Annotated in this window: 17 protein-coding genes; 5 read left to right on the forward strand and 12 right to left on the reverse strand. The window is 60.6% G+C overall.

The features are described 5' to 3' along the window. Positions 1–31 precede the first annotated feature (31 nt). The 6 genes from K0H48_RS26905 to dadA all read right to left on the reverse strand — a co-directional run bounded on the left by K0H48_RS26905 (position 32) and on the right by dadA (position 6172). Positions 32–1954, reverse strand: a complete 1923-nt coding sequence (locus tag K0H48_RS26905) for an acetyl-CoA hydrolase/transferase C-terminal domain-containing protein (RefSeq protein ID WP_219270032.1) — start codon at positions 1952–1954, stop codon at positions 32–34. Between the two features lie 136 nt (positions 1955–2090). After that, complete coding sequence (locus K0H48_RS26910; protein WP_219270033.1) at positions 2091–2555, reverse strand: c-type cytochrome; 465 nt, start codon at positions 2553–2555, stop codon at positions 2091–2093. A gap of 169 nt (positions 2556–2724) precedes the next feature. Then, positions 2725–3273 carry a cupin domain-containing protein gene (locus K0H48_RS26915; protein WP_017135864.1) on the reverse strand — a complete coding sequence of 183 codons (549 nt, stop codon included), beginning with the start codon at positions 3271–3273 and terminating at the stop codon, positions 2725–2727. 116 nt (positions 3274–3389) lie between these two features. Continuing rightward, on the reverse strand, positions 3390–4463 hold the full coding sequence (alr, locus tag K0H48_RS26920) for an alanine racemase (protein WP_219270035.1): 1074 nt from the start codon (positions 4461–4463) through the stop codon (positions 3390–3392). A gap of 79 nt (positions 4464–4542) precedes the next feature. After that, complete coding sequence (locus K0H48_RS26925) at positions 4543–4896, reverse strand: RidA family protein (RefSeq protein ID WP_219270037.1); 354 nt, start codon at positions 4894–4896, stop codon at positions 4543–4545. Beyond that, positions 4868–6172, reverse strand: coding sequence for a D-amino acid dehydrogenase (gene dadA, locus K0H48_RS26930; protein ID WP_219270039.1), 1305 nt, complete (start codon positions 6170–6172; stop codon positions 4868–4870). The genes K0H48_RS26925 and dadA overlap by 29 nt, the downstream gene beginning before the upstream one ends. Before the next feature lie 156 nt (positions 6173–6328). Here dadA and K0H48_RS26935 point away from each other — a divergent pair, with 156 nt between their 5' ends. Next, positions 6329–6817 carry an Lrp/AsnC ligand binding domain-containing protein gene (locus K0H48_RS26935; protein ID WP_003176896.1) on the forward strand — a complete coding sequence of 163 codons (489 nt, stop codon included), beginning with the start codon at positions 6329–6331 and terminating at the stop codon, positions 6815–6817. A 131-nt stretch (positions 6818–6948) separates the two neighbouring features. Here K0H48_RS26935 and K0H48_RS26940 read toward each other — a convergent pair whose 3' ends face one another. After that, on the reverse strand, positions 6949–7302 hold the full coding sequence (locus tag K0H48_RS26940) for a YkgJ family cysteine cluster protein (protein ID WP_016975913.1): 354 nt from the start codon (positions 7300–7302) through the stop codon (positions 6949–6951). Positions 7303–7417: 115 nt separating this feature from the next. Here K0H48_RS26940 and K0H48_RS26945 point away from each other — a divergent pair, with 115 nt between their 5' ends. Continuing rightward, entirely contained in the window at positions 7418–8710 is a 1293-nt protein-coding gene (locus K0H48_RS26945; protein WP_219270041.1) for an FAD-binding oxidoreductase, read from the forward strand. Here the strand turns inward: K0H48_RS26945 and K0H48_RS26950 are convergent, their stop codons facing one another. Next, positions 8711–8935 carry a DUF1127 domain-containing protein gene (locus K0H48_RS26950; RefSeq protein WP_219337619.1) on the reverse strand — a complete coding sequence of 75 codons (225 nt, stop codon included), beginning with the start codon at positions 8933–8935 and terminating at the stop codon, positions 8711–8713. It abuts the gene before it with no gap. Between the two features lie 166 nt (positions 8936–9101). On the opposite strand from K0H48_RS26950, the gene K0H48_RS26955 reads away from it, so the two are divergent. Both K0H48_RS26955 and K0H48_RS26960 read left to right on the forward strand, forming a co-directional pair. Then, positions 9102–10526 carry a PLP-dependent aminotransferase family protein gene (locus K0H48_RS26955; protein WP_219270043.1) on the forward strand — a complete coding sequence of 475 codons (1425 nt, stop codon included), beginning with the start codon at positions 9102–9104 and terminating at the stop codon, positions 10524–10526. Between the two features lie 59 nt (positions 10527–10585). Continuing rightward, a complete protein-coding gene (locus K0H48_RS26960) occupies positions 10586–12157 on the forward strand; it encodes a phospholipase D family protein (protein WP_219270045.1) in 1572 nt (523 codons plus the stop codon). A 128-nt stretch (positions 12158–12285) separates the two neighbouring features. Here K0H48_RS26960 and K0H48_RS26965 read toward each other — a convergent pair whose 3' ends face one another. Beyond that, positions 12286–13428 carry an MFS transporter gene (locus K0H48_RS26965; protein ID WP_219270047.1) on the reverse strand — a complete coding sequence of 381 codons (1143 nt, stop codon included), beginning with the start codon at positions 13426–13428 and terminating at the stop codon, positions 12286–12288. A gap of 179 nt (positions 13429–13607) precedes the next feature. Continuing rightward, entirely contained in the window at positions 13608–15101 is a 1494-nt protein-coding gene (locus K0H48_RS26970; protein ID WP_219270049.1) for an aldehyde dehydrogenase, read from the reverse strand. A gap of 230 nt (positions 15102–15331) precedes the next feature. Between K0H48_RS26970 and K0H48_RS26975 the strand changes: the two genes are divergently transcribed. After that, positions 15332–15694, forward strand: coding sequence for a cupin domain-containing protein (locus K0H48_RS26975; protein ID WP_219270051.1), 363 nt, complete (start codon positions 15332–15334; stop codon positions 15692–15694). A gap of 182 nt (positions 15695–15876) precedes the next feature. Here the strand turns inward: K0H48_RS26975 and rpmG are convergent, their stop codons facing one another. Both rpmG and rpmB read right to left on the reverse strand, forming a co-directional pair. Continuing rightward, a complete protein-coding gene (gene rpmG / locus K0H48_RS26980; RefSeq protein ID WP_003176906.1) occupies positions 15877–16032 on the reverse strand; it encodes a 50S ribosomal protein L33 in 156 nt (51 codons plus the stop codon). 11 nt (positions 16033–16043) lie between these two features. Next, on the reverse strand, positions 16044–16277 hold the full coding sequence (gene rpmB / locus K0H48_RS26985; protein ID WP_003176907.1) for a 50S ribosomal protein L28: 234 nt from the start codon (positions 16275–16277) through the stop codon (positions 16044–16046). Positions 16278–16382 lie beyond the last annotated feature (105 nt).

A 16382-nucleotide genomic window follows, 5' to 3' on the forward strand; every position in this document is an offset into this window, starting at 1 on the left:
CGCTCCCACAGTTGGTTTTGTGTTGGGGCGGTTAGTGCGCGGTGGCTTGGAGGCCGGCGAGTAGCAAGCGCTGATAGAGGTCTTCTTTCAACCCATCCGGCTGATCCAGCCGCATGCGCTTCAGATGCTCGGGAAACGCCTCCGGCTCCGGTGCATCCAATGCCGCCCGGCCCAATTCCAGAATCTCCGTCAGCTTGAATTTGCTCTTGAGCCAATTCAGTGCGCGCAACAGATCCCGTTCCTCATCGGTAAAATCCGTGCCTAACGGATACTCGGGGAACAAGCGGCGATGCCGCGCCTGAATGCCCTTGAGCCGCTCCGGCGTATTGTCGGTAAACCGTGGGGCCAGTTCGAAGTCTTTGGGCAGCTTGCCCGCCTTTTGCGCCTGTTCGATCAGGTCGTTCTGGAAGCGCGAGTCGGTGACCTTGAGCAATGCCTCGATCACCTTGGCATCCGTCTGACCGCGCAAGTCGGCGATTCCGTATTCAGTGATGACGATATCTCGCAGGTGCCGTGGGATGGTGCAGTGCCCGTACTCCCAGACGATATTGGAACTGACCTCACCCGCAGATTCGCGCCAACTGCGCAGAATCAGGATCGAACGCGCGCCTTCCAGCGCATGGCCTTGCGCTACAAAGTTGTACTGCCCGCCCACGCCGCTGAGTACGCGGCCGTCTTCAAGCTGGTCGGCCACGCCTGCACCGAGCAGCGTCACCATGATCGCGCTGTTGATAAAGCGCGCATCCAGGCGTTGCAGACGCTTGAGTTCTTCCTGGCCGTACAGCTCGTTGATGTAGCTGATGCCGGTCATGTTGAATTCAAGGCGTTTGGCATGAGTCATTTCCTGCAAACGCTGGTAAAAGCTGCGCGGCCCGAGGAAGAAACCGCCGTGAATGGAAACGCCGTCGGGCTGCGCGGCGTCATCCAGGGTGCCTGCGTTGGCCTGCTGCTGGGTCGCCACATCCGGGTAGACCTTGCGCCGGATAATCCCGGCATCGGCCAGCACCAGCAGGCCGTTGACGAACATTTCGCTGCAGCCATACAGGCCACGCGCAAAGGGCGCGACCCCGCCTTCGTAGCTGATCAAAGGCGACCACTGGTACACATCCAGGTCCGTCAGCAACAACCGATAGGCTTCGTTATCGGCCTGGCGCGCCAGCAAGGCGGCGGTCAGCGCATCGCCCATCGAGCCAATGCCAATCTGCAACGTGCCGCCATCGCGCACCAAGGTACTGGCATGCAAGCCGATAAAGTGGTCCTGGAAACCCACTGGCATATTCGGTGTGGAGAACAGCGTAGTGCTGTCCTTCTCGTCGATCAGGTAGTCGAAGGCATCCATGCCCAGTTCGGCATCGCCGGGCATATAGGGCAAATCGCTGTGGACCTGGCCGACAACTAGGATGGTTTCGCCTGCCTCTCGGCGCTTGGCGATCATCGGCAGCAGGTCGAGGGTGATATCGGGGTTGCAGCTCAGGCTCAGCCGGTCGGGGTGCTCGGCGCTGCTGGCGACCAATTGCGCCACCAGGTTCAAGCCGGCGGCGTTGATATCGCGGGCAGCGTGGCTGTAGTTGCTGCTGACGTAATCCTGTTGGGCCGATGCGCTGTGCAACAGGCTGCCAGGCTGCATGAAGAATTGCTGCACGCGGATGTTTTTCGGCAGGCTGTCCTTGTGCAGGTCAGCGAGAAAATCCAGCTCGGGGTAATCGCCGAAGACGCGCTCGATAAAGGGTTCGAGAAAGCGCTTCTGCAACCCGTCACCCATGGTCGGGCGGCCCAGGGCCAGTGCGGTGTAAATCGTCAGCTCGCGCTCCGGCAGCTTGGCCATACGCCGGTACAGCGCGTTGACGAACAGGTTGGGCTTGCCCAGCCCCAGCGGCATGCCCATGTGGATATGCGCCGGCAAGCGCGCCAGTACGTCGTCAACTGCTTGCTCGATTGAACACAACTGCACCATCCGACCCTCCTGAACATTCCGTGATTAGGGGTTGGACCGAGCTTGCCGGGTCTTTGCTGCAATGAACAGCGTCGAAGTACAAATCGCGGGCACAAAAAAGCCGCTGGTCAGCGGCTTTTTGGCGAAGATCGGCGGATTACAAGCCAGACATCTTCTTGATTGCGCCCTCAAGGTCGTCAAGGCTGCAATCAGAGCAGGTACCCATCGGCGGCATCGCATTCAAGCCATGCTTGGCGACTTGCGCCAGACCTTTGGTACCTTTCTCGGGCGCTTCGACCTTGAGTTCGGCCAGTACGGCGTCTACGTGGCCTAGCCGCTCTTTCCAGGCTGCCGTGTCACCGATCTTCGGTGCGTTCAACAATCCGGTGCCGTGACACGCATTGCAATGCTTGGCGATAACATCATCCGGTGTTTTAGCCGCGCCGCCGCCGCCCACGGCCACCGCAACTTCCATCCCTTTGCATTCCTGGCCCTGGACACACACCTGGCCGACAGGCTCCAGGCGCTTGGCAATTTCATCATTGGTCGCAGCTTGAGCGCTGACAGCCCATAGGGCCAGTACGGTTGCTGGTGCAGCCAGCATTTTCATAATTAGGTTCACGCGTTCACCCTCAATGGTGGCTATTCACGCCTGCGGCCACGGTTTCGCAGGCGGCGAAAGTATAACGGTTAGCCCGTCAGGCCGAAACAACCCTATTAAATAAAGGGAGATTCGGCCTCACGTTTACAACGACGGGTGTGTCTGCAACGCTGGCAGCACGCCTCTTCTGTCAAAAGTTCGCGGGTGTGGCTGCGCTGATTAGTCGCGCCGGCACGTCGAACGGGTTGCGAAAACGATGCGGCTTGGTGCTTTCAAAGTAGTAGCTATCGCCAGCTTCGAGCACAAAAGTTTCAAGGCCGACCACCAACTCCAAACGACCCTCCACCAGAATCCCGGTTTCTTCGCCTTCGTGGGTGAGCATTTCTTCGCCTGTGTCGGCGCCCGGCGGGTAGATCTCGTTGAGAAACGCGATGGCCCGGCTCGGGTGCGCGCGCCCTACGAGTTTCATGGTGACGGCGCCGTCCGAGATGTCGATCAGCTCATTGGCTTTATAGACGATCTGCGTCGGTTTTTCCTGGAGGATCTCCTCGGAAAAGAACTCGACCATGGACATGGGGATGCCGCCCAGCACCTTGCGCAAGGAGCTGATCGAGGGGCTGACACTGTTTTTTTCGATCATCGAAATGGTGCTGTTGGTGACACCCGCGCGCTTGGCGAGCTCACGCTGGGAAAGACCTTTGAGTTTACGGATGGATTGCAGTCGTTCGCCGACGTCCAATGCAGGAGCCTCCTAGGATTCAGGCTTTGTTGTAATTGAGCGTTATCATGGCGACAGCGTTCAGTATTTACAACACTTGGACCTAAATCCCGGCAGGCTCTGCTCGTAGGCGCTGCTTAAGCCCCGCAATAGAGCCTTGGCACGCGGCGCAGGTTGCAGAAAATCTGGTAGGGGATAGTCTCGGCAGCCGCCGCGACGTCACTGGCAAGGATATTTTTGCCCCACAGCTCCACGGTGGAGCCGAGCCCGGCCTGGGGCACGTCGGTAAGGTCAACGCAGAGCATGTCCATGGACACGCGGCCCAGCAACTGGCTGCGCTGGCCTGCCACCAGCACCGGCGTGCCGGTTGGCGCGTGACGCGGGTAGCCATCGGCGTAGCCCATGGCAACCACGCCGATGCGCATCGGTTTTGGCGTGATGAACTTGGCGCCGTAACCGATCGGCTCACCGGCCGGCAGTTCACGCACGCAGATGACTTTCGATTCCAGGGTCATCACCGGCTGCAAACGTGCGGCAATGGCCTGGTCCTCGCCAAACGGCGTGGCGCCATAAAGCATGATGCCCGGGCGCACCCAGTCACTGGACATATTCGGCCAACCCATCACCGACGGCGAATTACGCAGGCTGAGCTCGGCCGACAATCCTTGGCGCGCCGCTTCAAACACTGCCACTTGCTCGTCACTGCGCACGCAATCGAGTTCATCGGCGCGGGCGAAGTGGCTCATCAGTACGATCTTGGCCACTTTGCCGCTGGCCAGCAGGCGCTGGTACGCCTCGTGGTAATCCTTGGGGTGCAGGCCCACGCGGTGCATGCCCGAGTCGAGCTTGAGCCAAATGGTCAGCGGTTTGCTCAGCCGGGCTTGCTCGATGGCTTCCAACTGCCACAACGAATGCACCACGCACCAAAAATCATGTTCGATGATCAGCGGCAGTTCGTCAGCTTCGAAAAAACCTTCCAGCAGCAATACCGGCGCACGAATCCCTGCAGCCCGCAGCTCCAATGCCTCCTCGATGCACGCCACCGCAAACCCATCCGCCTCGGCTTCCAGCGCCTGGGCCACACGTACGGCACCATGGCCATAGGCATCCGCCTTAACCACGGCGAGGGCTTTGGCCCCCGTGACTTCACGGGCAAGCTGGTAGTTATGGCGCAGGGCTTGGAGGTCGATCAGGGCACGGGCAGGACGCATGGCGGCAGGCTTCTAGGCGGTAAAGTGAAGAAAAACCGGCGCCGACTATCAGCCACGGCGCCGGGGGAAAAAGCTATGTTTAAGGCAGCGCAGCCACCACGGACAGCTCTACCAGAATTTCCGGTTCGCACAGCTTGGCCTCAACCGTGGCACGGGCCGGGGCCACGCCTTTGGGCAGCCACTTGTCCCACACCGCGTTCATGCCAGCGAAATCGGCGTCGATGTTTTTGAGGTAGATCGTCACCGACAGCAACTTGGTTTTGTCGGTGCCGGCCAGGTCCAGCAAACGCTCGATATTGGCCAGGGTTTCGCGGGTCTGCTGTTCAATCCCGGCATTCATGTCGTCGCCGACTTGCCCTGCCAGATACACGGTACCGCTGTGAACAACGATCTGGCTCATGCGCTCATTGGTGAGCTGGCGCTGGATTGACATGTTTTGCGGACTCCTGATGGTTGCTGCCGTAACGGGAAATATCGAGACCTTCGGCGCTGATCTGCGGCGTTTTTTTCGCCATCAGGTCAGCCAGCAAACGGCCGGAGCCGCACGCCATGGTCCAGCCAAGGGTGCCGTGGCCGGTGTTCAGGAACAGGTTCTTGAACGGGGTGGCACCGACAATCGGCGTGCCGTCGGGCGTGGTCGGGCGCAGGCCGGTCCAGAAAGTGGCTTCGGACAAATCACCGCCCTGAGGATAAAGGTCGTTGACGATCATCTCCAGGGTTTCACGTCGACGAGGGTTCAGCGACAGGTCAAAACCGGCTATTTCAGCCATGCCGCCGACGCGGATACGGTTGTCGAAACGGGTGATAGCGACCTTGTAGGTCTCATCCAGAATGGTCGAGGTCGGCGCCATCGCCGGGTTGGTGATCGGCACGGTCAGCGAGTAACCCTTGAGCGGGTACACCGGCGCCTTGATCCCCAGCGGCTTGAGCAGCTTGGGCGAGTAACTGCCCAGGGCCAGCACGTAGCGGTCGGCGGTTTCCAGCTTGCCATCGATCCATACGCCATTGACGCGGTCACCGGCGTAGTCGAGGCGCTGGATGTCCTGTTCGAAACTGAACTCCACGCCCAATTGCTTGCACATGTCCACCAGACGCGTGGTGAACATCTGGCAGTCGCCGGTCTGGTCGTTGGGCAGGCGCAGGGCGCCGGCGAGGATATCGGTGACGCTGGCCAGGGCTGGCTCAACGCGGGCAATGCCGGCGCGGTCAAGCAGCTCGAACGGCACACCGGATTCTTTCAATACGGCGATGTCTTTGGCCGCGCCATCCAATTGCGCCTGGGTGCGGAACAACTGGGTAGTGCCAAGGCTGCGGCCTTCATAGGCAATGCCGGTTTCGGCGCGAAGTTCGTCAAGGCAGTCACGGCTGTACTCGGACAGGCGCACCATGCGCTCTTTGTTCACCGCATACCGGCTCTGGGTGCAGTTGCGCAGCATCTGCGCCATCCACAGGTACTGATCGATATCGGCGGTGGCCTTGATCGCCAGTGGCGCGTGGCGTTGCAGCAACCACTTGATGGCCTTGAGCGGCACGCCCGGCGCGGCCCATGGCGAGGCATAACCCGGCGATACCTGGCCTGCGTTGGCGAAACTGGTTTCCATGGCAGCGGCGGGCTGACGGTCGACCACAACCACTTCAAAGCCGGCCCGCGCCAAATAGTAGGCACTGGTCACCCCAATGACGCCGCTACCCAAGACCAGAACGCGCATTTTTATATCCTCATCACGGACTTAGCCGCTGACGTGTGTTATTCGAGCAATGATGGGCGCAGTTTAAAAAACAATGACCAGTGCATTTCACTATATAAATGCCTATATTTGGCGACAATTCTCGGCAAAAACCCTTTTTACAGAGGCGTATCCCCTATGCGTACCAACACCCAGACCAAGCGGGAGCTGGACAAGATCGACCGCAATATCCTGCGCATCCTGCAAACCGATGGGCGCATTTCGTTCACGGAGCTGGGGGAAAAGGTCGGGCTGTCGACCACGCCGTGCACCGAGCGGGTACGCCGCCTGGAGCGTGAAGGGATCATCATGGGCTACAACGCGCGGCTCAACCCGCAGCATTTGAAGGGGAGTTTGCTGGTATTTGTCGAGATCAGCCTCGATTACAAGTCGGGCGACACCTTTGAGGAATTCCGCCGCGCTGTGTTGAAGTTGCCCCATGTGCTGGAGTGTCACCTGGTTTCAGGCGACTTCGACTACCTGGTGAAAGCGCGGATTTCCGAGATGGCCTCGTACCGCAAATTGCTCGGCGATATCTTGCTCAAGCTGCCGCATGTGCGCGAGTCCAAGAGTTACATCGTGATGGAAGAGGTGAAAGAGAGCCTGAACCTGCCGATCCCTGACTGACCAAATGACACAACTCGGTCAAACGTGGGAGCGGGCTTGCTCGCGAATGCGGTGTGTCAGATAAAGCATTTTTTACTGCTCCACCGCATTCGCGAGCAAGCCCGCTCCCACATTTTGATCCGGTACATCTGTCAGACCAGTACTTGCCGGGTGCTCGCCATGTATTCGTGAATTTGCTTCTCAACCCTAGGGTGAATCAACTCCACCGGCCGCCGCCCATTCGGGCACGGCAACGTCTTGGTCGTGCCAAACAACCGGCAGATCAGCGGCCGCTCGTCATACACCGTGCAGCCATTCGGCCCCAGGTGCACGCAGTTCAGCTCGTCCATGGCCGCATCCTGCTCGGCGGCAGTCTTGCGTGGCAGGCGCGACATTTCCTCGGGCGAGGTGGTCACCGGCCCACAGCAGTCGTGGCAGCCGGGGACGCACTCGAACGAAGGAATCTGCCGGCGCAGCGCGCTGATTTTCTGGCTGTTGCAACTCATCGAAACACTTACCGAACGGCGAATAGGCGTGGATTCTGACGCAAAACGCCCTGCGCAGACAGCCTCGTCCGACCGCTGTATCCTGCGTCAAATTTTCCAAACAGGGATGCTCCCCATGACCGCCAGCGCCCGGCACACCGCTTCCTACTACGCCGCCAGCAGCGTTTCACAGCCCGACTACCCGGCGTTGGTGGACGAAGTGCGCGCCGATGTGTGCGTGATTGGCGGCGGCTATTCCGGCCTGAACACAGCGCTGGAGCTGGCCGAACGCGGCTTTAGCGTGGTGCTGCTGGAAGCGCGCAAGCTCGGCTGGGGCGCCAGCGGCCGCAACGGCGGGCAGTTGATTCGCGGCGTCGGCCACGGCCTGGACCAGTTCAGCAACGTCATCGGCAGCGACGGCGTGCGCCAGATGAAGCTGATGGGCCTGGAAGCCGTCGAGATCGTGCGCGAGCGCATCGAGCGCTATCAGATCCCCTGCGACCTGACCTGGGGTTACTGCGACCTCGCCAACAAACCCCGCGACCTGATCGGCCTGGCCGAAGACGCCGAAGAACTGCGCAACCTCGGTTATCGCCATGAAGTACGTCTGCTGCAAGCCAACGAAATGAGCAGCGTGATCGGCTCAGAGCGCTACGTAGGCGGCATGATCGACATGGGCTCAGGCCACTTGCACCCATTGAACCTGGCCCTTGGCGAAGCCGCCGCCGCGCAGCAGCTGGGCGTTAAGCTGTTCGAGCAGTCCGAAGTCACGCGCATCGACTACGGCCCAGAGGTCAACGTGCACACGGCCAATGGCAACGTGCGCGCCAACACCCTGGTGCTGGCCTGCAACGCTTATCTCAATGGCCTGAACCCACAGCTAAGCGGCAAAGTGCTGCCCGCCGGCAGCTACATCATCGCCACCGAACCCTTGAGTGAAGCCCAGGCCGCCAGCCTGTTGCCGCAGAACATGGCGGTGTGCGATCAACGCGTGACCGTGGATTACTTCCGCCTGTCCGCCGACCGCCGCCTGCTGTTCGGCGGTGCCTGCCACTACTCCGGGCGCGATCCCCAGGACATCGGCGCCTATATGCGCCCCAAAATGCTCAAGGTGTTCCCGCAACTGGCCGAGGTAAAAATCGACTACCAATGGGGCGGCATGATTGGTATCGGCGCCAACCGCCTGCCGCAGATCGGCCGGCTGACCGACCAACCCAATGTGTATTACGCCCAGGCGTACGCCGGCCACGGCCTCAACGCCACGCACCTGGCAGGCAAGCTGCTGGCCGAAGCGATCAGCGGCCAACAGCAAGGGCGCTTTGATTTGTTCGCCAAGGTGCCGCACATCACCTTCCCCGGCGGCCAACATCTGCGTTCGCCGCTGTTGGCGTTAGGGATGCTCTGGCACCGCTTCAAAGAGTTGCTCTGATCAGTCGCGCCAGAAGGGTTTTAAACCTTCCTGGCGCGCTTGTTCGGCAGTCAACCCAACGTCACGCAGTTGCTCTGGGGTCAGGTGCAGCAGGGCTTTGCGCGTGTGGCGGCGGTGCCAGAACAGACTCCAGCGGCTGATATCGCGCGGCGCCTTCGCCCGCGCCTGCCCTGCCTGCAATTCCTGACTGTGTAACATCAGCCGCACATCGCTCATGCCGTTCATCTTGTTGCCCCTCATTTGCCTGTTGCCATGAGTGACTAGGATGAGCGCACGGGCAAAACCATTACAGATTCAACCCACCTTTATTAAATCCATACAGATACTGCCCATGAAAGGCTGAATCCTGTATTTTGCGTCTATCTGTACTGGTCCCTTCGGAGCGATCACCATGACCCTTTACGTCAACCTCGCTGAATTACTCGGCACGCGCATCGAGCAGGGCTTCTATCGCCCCGGCGATCGCTTGCCGTCCGTGCGGGCCTTGAGCGTGGAACACGGGGTGAGCCTGAGTACCGTGCAACAAGCCTATCGCTTGCTGGAAGATAACGGCCTGGCGATGCCCAAGCCCAAATCGGGCTATTTTGTGCCGGTCGGGCGTGAGCTGCCGGCGCTGCCGGAAGTCGGCCGCCCCGCACAGCGCCCGGTAGAAATCTCGCAGTGGGACCAGGTACTGGAGCTGATTCGCGCCGTGCCGCGCAAAGACGTCATACAGATGGGCCGTGGCATGCCGGATGTATTGTCGCCGACCCTGAAGCCTCTGCTGCGCAGCCTGGCCCGTGTGAGCCGACGCCAGGACCTGCCGGGTCTGTACTACGATAATATTCTTGGCTGTATGGAGTTGCGTGAGCAGATCGCTCGACTGTCTCTGGATTCCGGTTGCCAGCTGACTGCCGAAGATATCGTCATCACCACCGGCTGCCATGAGGCGCTGTCCGCCAGCATTCACGCGATTTGCGAACCTGGGGATATCGTCGCGGTTGATTCACCCAGCTTCCACGGTGCCATGCAGACCCTCAAAGGTTTAGGCATGAAGGCCCTGGAAATTCCCACAGACCCCATCACCGGCATCAGTCTCGAAGCGCTGGAGCTGGCGCTGGAACAGTGGCCGATCAAGGTCATCCAGCTGACGCCCAACTGCAATAACCCACTGGGCTACATCATGCCCGAGGCACGCAAACGCGCGCTGCTGACCCTGGCCCAGCGTTTTGACGTGGCGATTATTGAAGACGATGTGTATGGCGAATTGGCCTACAGTTACCCACGCCCGCGCACGATCAAATCCTTCGACGAAGATGGCCGTGTGCTGCTGTGCAGCTCGTTCTCGAAAACCCTGGCGCCCGGCCTGCGCATCGGCTGGGTGGCGCCAGGGCGCTATCTTGAGCGGGTGCTGCACATGAAATACATCAGCACCGGTTCCACGGCGACGCAACCGCAGATCGCCATCGCCGAATTCCTCAAAAACGGCCACTTCGAACCGCATTTGCGGCGGATGCGCACCCAATACCAGCGTAACCGCGACTTGATGCTCGATTGGGTCAGCCGTTATTTCCCCGCCGGCACCCGTGCCAGCCGGCCCCAAGGCAGCTTCATGCTATGGATCGAGCTGCCGGAAGGCTTTGATACCTTGAAGCTCAACCGTGTGCTGGTGGAACAAGGCGTACAGGTGGCAGTGGGCAGCATCTTTTCCGCCTCCGGCAAATACCGTAATTGCCTGCGCATGAACTACGCTGCCAAGCCAACGCCGCAGATCGAAGAGGCAGTGCGCAAAGTCGGGGCCGCCGCGATGAAGATGCTCGCTGAGGTGACCGACTGACCTTTCCCCGTAATCTGCCGTCATATCCCACAACCGCCCTGACCTGGAAGCAGCGCCCTTTGAAGATTCGACGGCTTTTACCGTTTTTGCTGCTGGGCGCCCTGACGCTGGCTGGCTGTGCCACGGTCGATGCACCGCGCATCCCCAGTGATGCCCTGCCTGCGGCGCAATCCTCGTTCGGCCGCTCGATCCAGGCCCAGGCGGCGCCATACCAAGGTCGTTCGGGCTTTCGCCTGCTGCCTAACAGCAGCGAAGCCTTCATGGCCCGTGCCGAGCTGATCCGCAATGCCCAGAGCAGCCTCGACCTGCAGTACTACATCGTGCACGACGGCATCAGCACGCGCATGCTCGTGGATGAACTGCTCAAAGCCGCCGACCGTGGCGTGCGCATCCGCATCCTACTGGACGACACCACCAGCGATGGCCTCGATCAGGTTATCGCCACCCTCGCCGCCCACCCGCAGATCCAGATTCGACTGTTCAACCCGCTGCACCTGGGCCGCAGCACCGGCGTGACGCGGGCGATGGGCCGGCTGTTCGACCTGTCGCTGCAACACCGGCGCATGCACAACAAGCTGTGGCTGGCGGACAACAGCGTGGCGATTGTCGGCGGGCGCAACCTGGGCGACGAGTATTTCGATGCCGAGCCCAACCTCAACTTCACCGATATCGACATGCTCAGCGTCGGCCCGGTGGCCGAGCAACTCGGGCACAGCTTTGATCAGTACTGGAACAGCGCACTGAGCAAGCCCATCGACGATTTCGTCTCAAGCACCCCGTCCAAGGGCGACCTGAACGCCGCCCGCGCACGCCTGCAAGACTCACTGGCCGAGTCGCGCCAGCAGAACCACGCCCTGTACAACCGCTTGCGCACCTATCAGACACAACCGCGCATGGACATCTGGCGCCGCGAGCTGATCTGGGCCTGGAACCAGGCGCTGTGGGATGCGCCGAGCAAGGTCTTGGCCAAGGCCGATCCGGATCCACGCTTGCTGCTGACCACCCAACTGGCGCCGGAGCTGGAAGGCGTCAGCCACGAGCTGATGATGATTTCGGCGTATTTCGTGCCGGGGCAACCCGGGCTGGTGTACCTGACTGGCCGCGCCGATGCGGGTGTGTCAGTCAGCCTGCTGACCAATTCCCTCGAAGCCACCGACGTGCCTGCCGTACACGGCGGCTATGCGCCCTACCGCAAGGCGTTGCTGGAGCACGGCGTGAAACTCTACGAGTTGCGCCGCCAACCGGGCGATACGGGCGGTGGTAGTGGCCCGCACCTGTTTCGCCGAGGAGCTTTCCACGGCTCGGACTCCAGCCTGCACAGCAAGGCGATGATCTTTGATCGGCAAAAGTCGTTTATCGGCTCGTTCAACTTCGACCCACGCTCGGTGCTGTGGAACACCGAAGTTGGCGTACTGGTGGACAGCCCTGAGCTGGCGGAACACGTGCGCAACCTGGCGCTGCAAGGCATGGCGCCAGCGTTGAGCTATGAAGCGAAATTGCAGGATGGCCAGGTGGTGTGGGTGACCGAGGATAACGGCCAATTGCACACACTGACACGGGAGCCGGGCAGTTGGTGGCGCAGGTTTAATGCGTGGTTCGCCACCAGTGTTGGCCTGGAACGCATGCTGTAAGAGCGACATGGTTCAACTGTGGGAGCCGGGCTTGCCCGCGATGGCGCAGTGTCAGGCGTCAATTGGGCAAGCTGACACACCGCTATCGCAGGCAAGCCAGCTCCCACAATTGATTGCATTTCAAATGCTCAGGCAGGCTGTGCGGCGCCGAATGCGCCTTGGCGCAGCAGCAACACCACCAGACCCAGCGCCCCGGCTGCCATCAACAGCGGCAGCGCATGCCCGCTGATCCATTGGCTGCCCGCCCCCGCCACCAGCGGCCCGATCAGGCAACCGATGCCCCACAGCTGCGCTACGTGAGCATTGGCGCGCACCAGCGCATCGTCGCGATAACGCTCGCCGATCAGGATCAGCGACAAGGTGAACAACCCACCGGCACTCGCGCCAAAGATCACCCACACCGGCCAGATCAACTGCGTATGCAGCAGCAGCGGAATCGCCAGGCTCGAGGCCAGCAGCAACACCGCGCAACTCAAGAACAAGGTGCGTCGTGGCAGGTAGTCGGCCAAAGCGCCAATGGGCAATTGCAACAGCGCATCACCGACCACCACCGTGCTGACCATCGCCAAGGCAATCTCGGCGGTGAAACCTTGTTGCAGGCAATACACCGGCAGCAGCGTCAGAATCATCGCCTCGAACGCGGCGAACAAGGCCACGGCCCAGGCAATCGCTGGCAATGTCAGGCAGAAACGCCACAGGTCACTGAACGTCACGCTGAAGGACTCGGCGGTTGGTGCGCCGGAACGCCCCAGCAACAGCAGCGGCGCGACCACCAACAAGCCGACGCCCACCCAGAAGCCATAGTCATGGTCAGTGCCCAGCACGCCCAGCAGCAGCGGGCCCGACAATTGGCTCAAGGCATAACTGCAACCGTACAACGCCACCAGACGGCCACGCCATTTCTCGACCACCAACTGGTTGATCCAGCTTTCACCCAGGATAAATACGATGGTCAGGATCACGCCGATCATCAACCGTAGCACCAGCCACACCGGATAGCTGGGCAGTATTGCCAGCAAGCCGATGGAGATGGCACCGGCCCATAGGCACAGGCGCATCAGGTTGGCGGTGCCCAGCCACGAGGCCATCCGGCTGGAGACTTTGGCCCCTAACAGCACACCGAAGGCGGGCATTGCCGCCATCACGCCAATGGCGAAGCTGCCATAGCCCCAGCCTTCGAGGCGCAGGGACACCAGTGGCATGCTGACGCCCAACGCCAGGCCGACGCTGAGGACAGAGGCCAGCACGGCGAAATAAGTCGCCCAACGCATTTCCACGCTCCTGTGGATAACTTGAAGCTCATACAAAACAGTGTGGGAGCGGGCTTGTGTGGGAGCCGGGCTTGCCCGCGATGCAGGCACCTCGGTGTGTCAGTTACACCTTGGTGATGCTATCGCAGGCAAGCCAGCTCCCACACAAACCGGCTCCCACATTTGACCTGCGGTGTTGCTTACAGCTTGATCCAGGTCGATTTCAGCTCGGTGTACTTGTCGAACGCATGCAGCGACTTGTCGCGACCATTACCCGACTGTTTGAAACCACCAAACGGTGCGGTCATGTCGCCGCCGTCGTACTGGTTGACCCACACGCTGCCGGCGCGCAAGGCCTTGGCAGTCAGGTGTGCCTTGGAGATATCGGCGGTCCATACGGCTGCGGCCAGGCCATAAACGGTGTCGTTGGCGATGGCGATCGCTTCTTCGGCGCTGTCGAAAGTGATCACCGACAGTACTGGGCCGAAAATTTCTTCCTGGGCGATCTTCATGGCGTTGGTCACGCCGTCGAAAATCGTCGGTTCCACATAGGTGCCACCGGTTTCTTGCAGGGTGCGCTTGCCGCCGGCCACCAGCTTGGCGCCATCGGCGTGGCCTGCTTCGATGTACGACAGCACGGTGTTCATCTGCTGGGTGTCCACCAGAGCGCCGACGTTAGTCGCCGGGTCCAGCGGGTTGCCTGGCTTCCAGCCCTTGAGCGCCTCGATCACCAGCGGCAGGAATTTATCCTTGATGGAGCGCTCGACCAGCAGGCGCGAGCCGGCGGTGCAGACTTCGCCCTGGTTGAAGGCGATGGCGCCAGCGGCAGATTCGGCTGCGGCTTGCAGGTCTGGCGCATCGGCAAACACGATGTTCGGGCTCTTGCCGCCCGCTTCCAGCCATACGCGCTTCATGTTCGACTCGCCGGAGCGGATCAATAGTTGCTTGGCGATTTTTGTGGAGCCGGTGAACACCAGGGTGTCGACGTCCATATGCAGCGCCAGCGCGTTGCCCACCGTGTGGCCGTAGCCCGGCAGCACGTTCAACACGCCTTTAGGGATGCCGGCTTCAACGGCCAGGGCCGCGATGCGGATGGCAGTCAGTGGAGATTTTTCGGACGGTTTGAGGATCACCGAGTTACCGGTGGACAGCGCAGGGCCGAGTTTCCAGCACGCCATCATCAGCGGGAAGTTCCACGGCACGATGGCGCCCACTACGCCGACCGGCTCGCGGGTCACCAAGCCCAACTGATTGTGCGGGGTGGCGGCGACTTCGTCGTAGATCTTGTCGATGGCCTCGCCGCTCCAGCTCAGGGCGTTGGCGGCGCCAGGCACGTCAATTTCCAGGGAGTCGGTGATCGGCTTGCCCATGTCCAGGGTTTCGAGCAGCGCCAGCTCTTCGGCATTGGCGTTGAGCAGCGCGGCGAAACGGATCATGACGGCTTTGCGCTTGGCCGGCGCCAGGCGCGACCAGACACCGGAATTGAACGTAGCGCGGGCATTCTCGACAGCGCGCTGGGCGTCGGCAGCGTCACAGCTGGCAACGGTGGCCAGCAAGCGGCCATCGACCGGGCTGATGCATTCGAACGTGTCACCGGAAACAGCAGCGGTGTACTCACCATTGATGTAGGCGCGGCCTTCGATCTTCAGATCCTTGGCGCGTTGTTCCCAATCGGCACGGGTCAGGGTGGTCATGCGAGTGTCCTCCTCTTATTGAATACAAGGGCCAGGTGATGTCCCCCGGCAGCCTCAAAGAATTCTTGCCCGGCCAGCCTGCTGTTCGGCTCAAGGCAGCTGCCACCCTAAACCAGCGGCTGGGGGTGTTTCAATATATTTGACATAACAGCGCTAAACGCCCTTGCGATGTTCATTTTAATAAACATAGACTTTGGCCTCTCCAACCGCAGGCCAGACGGGACACGCACATGAGCATCCAGGATATCGTCGACTTCAGCCAAGCCAACACCACCCCGGAACGCTACCGCCCGGCCGCCGAAAAAATCCTCAAGGGCGACCCGGAGCAAACCCTCTACAACCACTACAACAGCCCGTGCGGCCAGATGAGCGCTGGCGTGTGGGAAGGCGAAGTCGGGCAGTGGAAGGTCAATTACAGCGAGCATGAGTATTGCGAGATTGTGCAGGGGGTTTCGGTGCTGCGTGATACCGAGGGCAACGCCAAGACCTTGCGTGCCGGCGACCGCTTCGTGATTCCTGCCGGATTCAGCGGCACCTGGGAAGTGCTGGAGCCGTGCCGCAAGATCTACGTGGTGTTCGAGCAGAAAGCCTGATCAGCGATCGTACCCACGCTCCGCGTGGGAATGCAGCCCAAGGCGCTCCGCGGCTGCTCTTGAACGCGTGACGCGGAGCGTCACAGGAGGCGTTACCACGCAGAGCGTGGGAACGATCATTCCAGGCAAAAAAAAGCCCGTCTCGTGAGAGACGGGCTTTTTTTCACAAGGAAGAAAATCAATTACTTGATTTTGCCTTCTTTGTAGATCACGTGCTTGCGAACGCGCGGGTCGAACATTTTCTTTTCGAGCTTGTCCGGGGTAGTACGCTTGTTCTTGTCGGTAGTGTAGAAGTGACCAGTACCGGCGCTAGAGATCATTCGAATCAATTCACGCATGATAGAGCTCCTTAGATCTTGCCGGCGGCGCGGATTTCGGCCAGCACGACAGTGATGCCGCGCTTGTCGATGATACGCATGCCTTTGGCAGATACACGCAGGCGAACAAAACGTTTCTCTTCTTCAACCCAGAAGCGGTGATGCTGCAGGTTCGGCAGGAAACGACGACGGGTTTTGTTATTTGCGTGGGAAATGTTATTCCCAGTCACCGGACCCTTACCGGTAACTTGACAGACTCTCGACATGCCTCAGCCCTCTAAAACCACATGCCCAACCCGGCATGGGTTGGCCGCTTAATCTCTCAGTCATTTGGCGCCAGGCGCCGCGTTTCTTTAAGGGTCTTACCGGCT

It is taken from the genome of Pseudomonas sp. Xaverov 259 (assembly GCF_019352915.1).
Taxonomy (GTDB): domain Bacteria; phylum Pseudomonadota; class Gammaproteobacteria; order Pseudomonadales; family Pseudomonadaceae; genus Aquipseudomonas.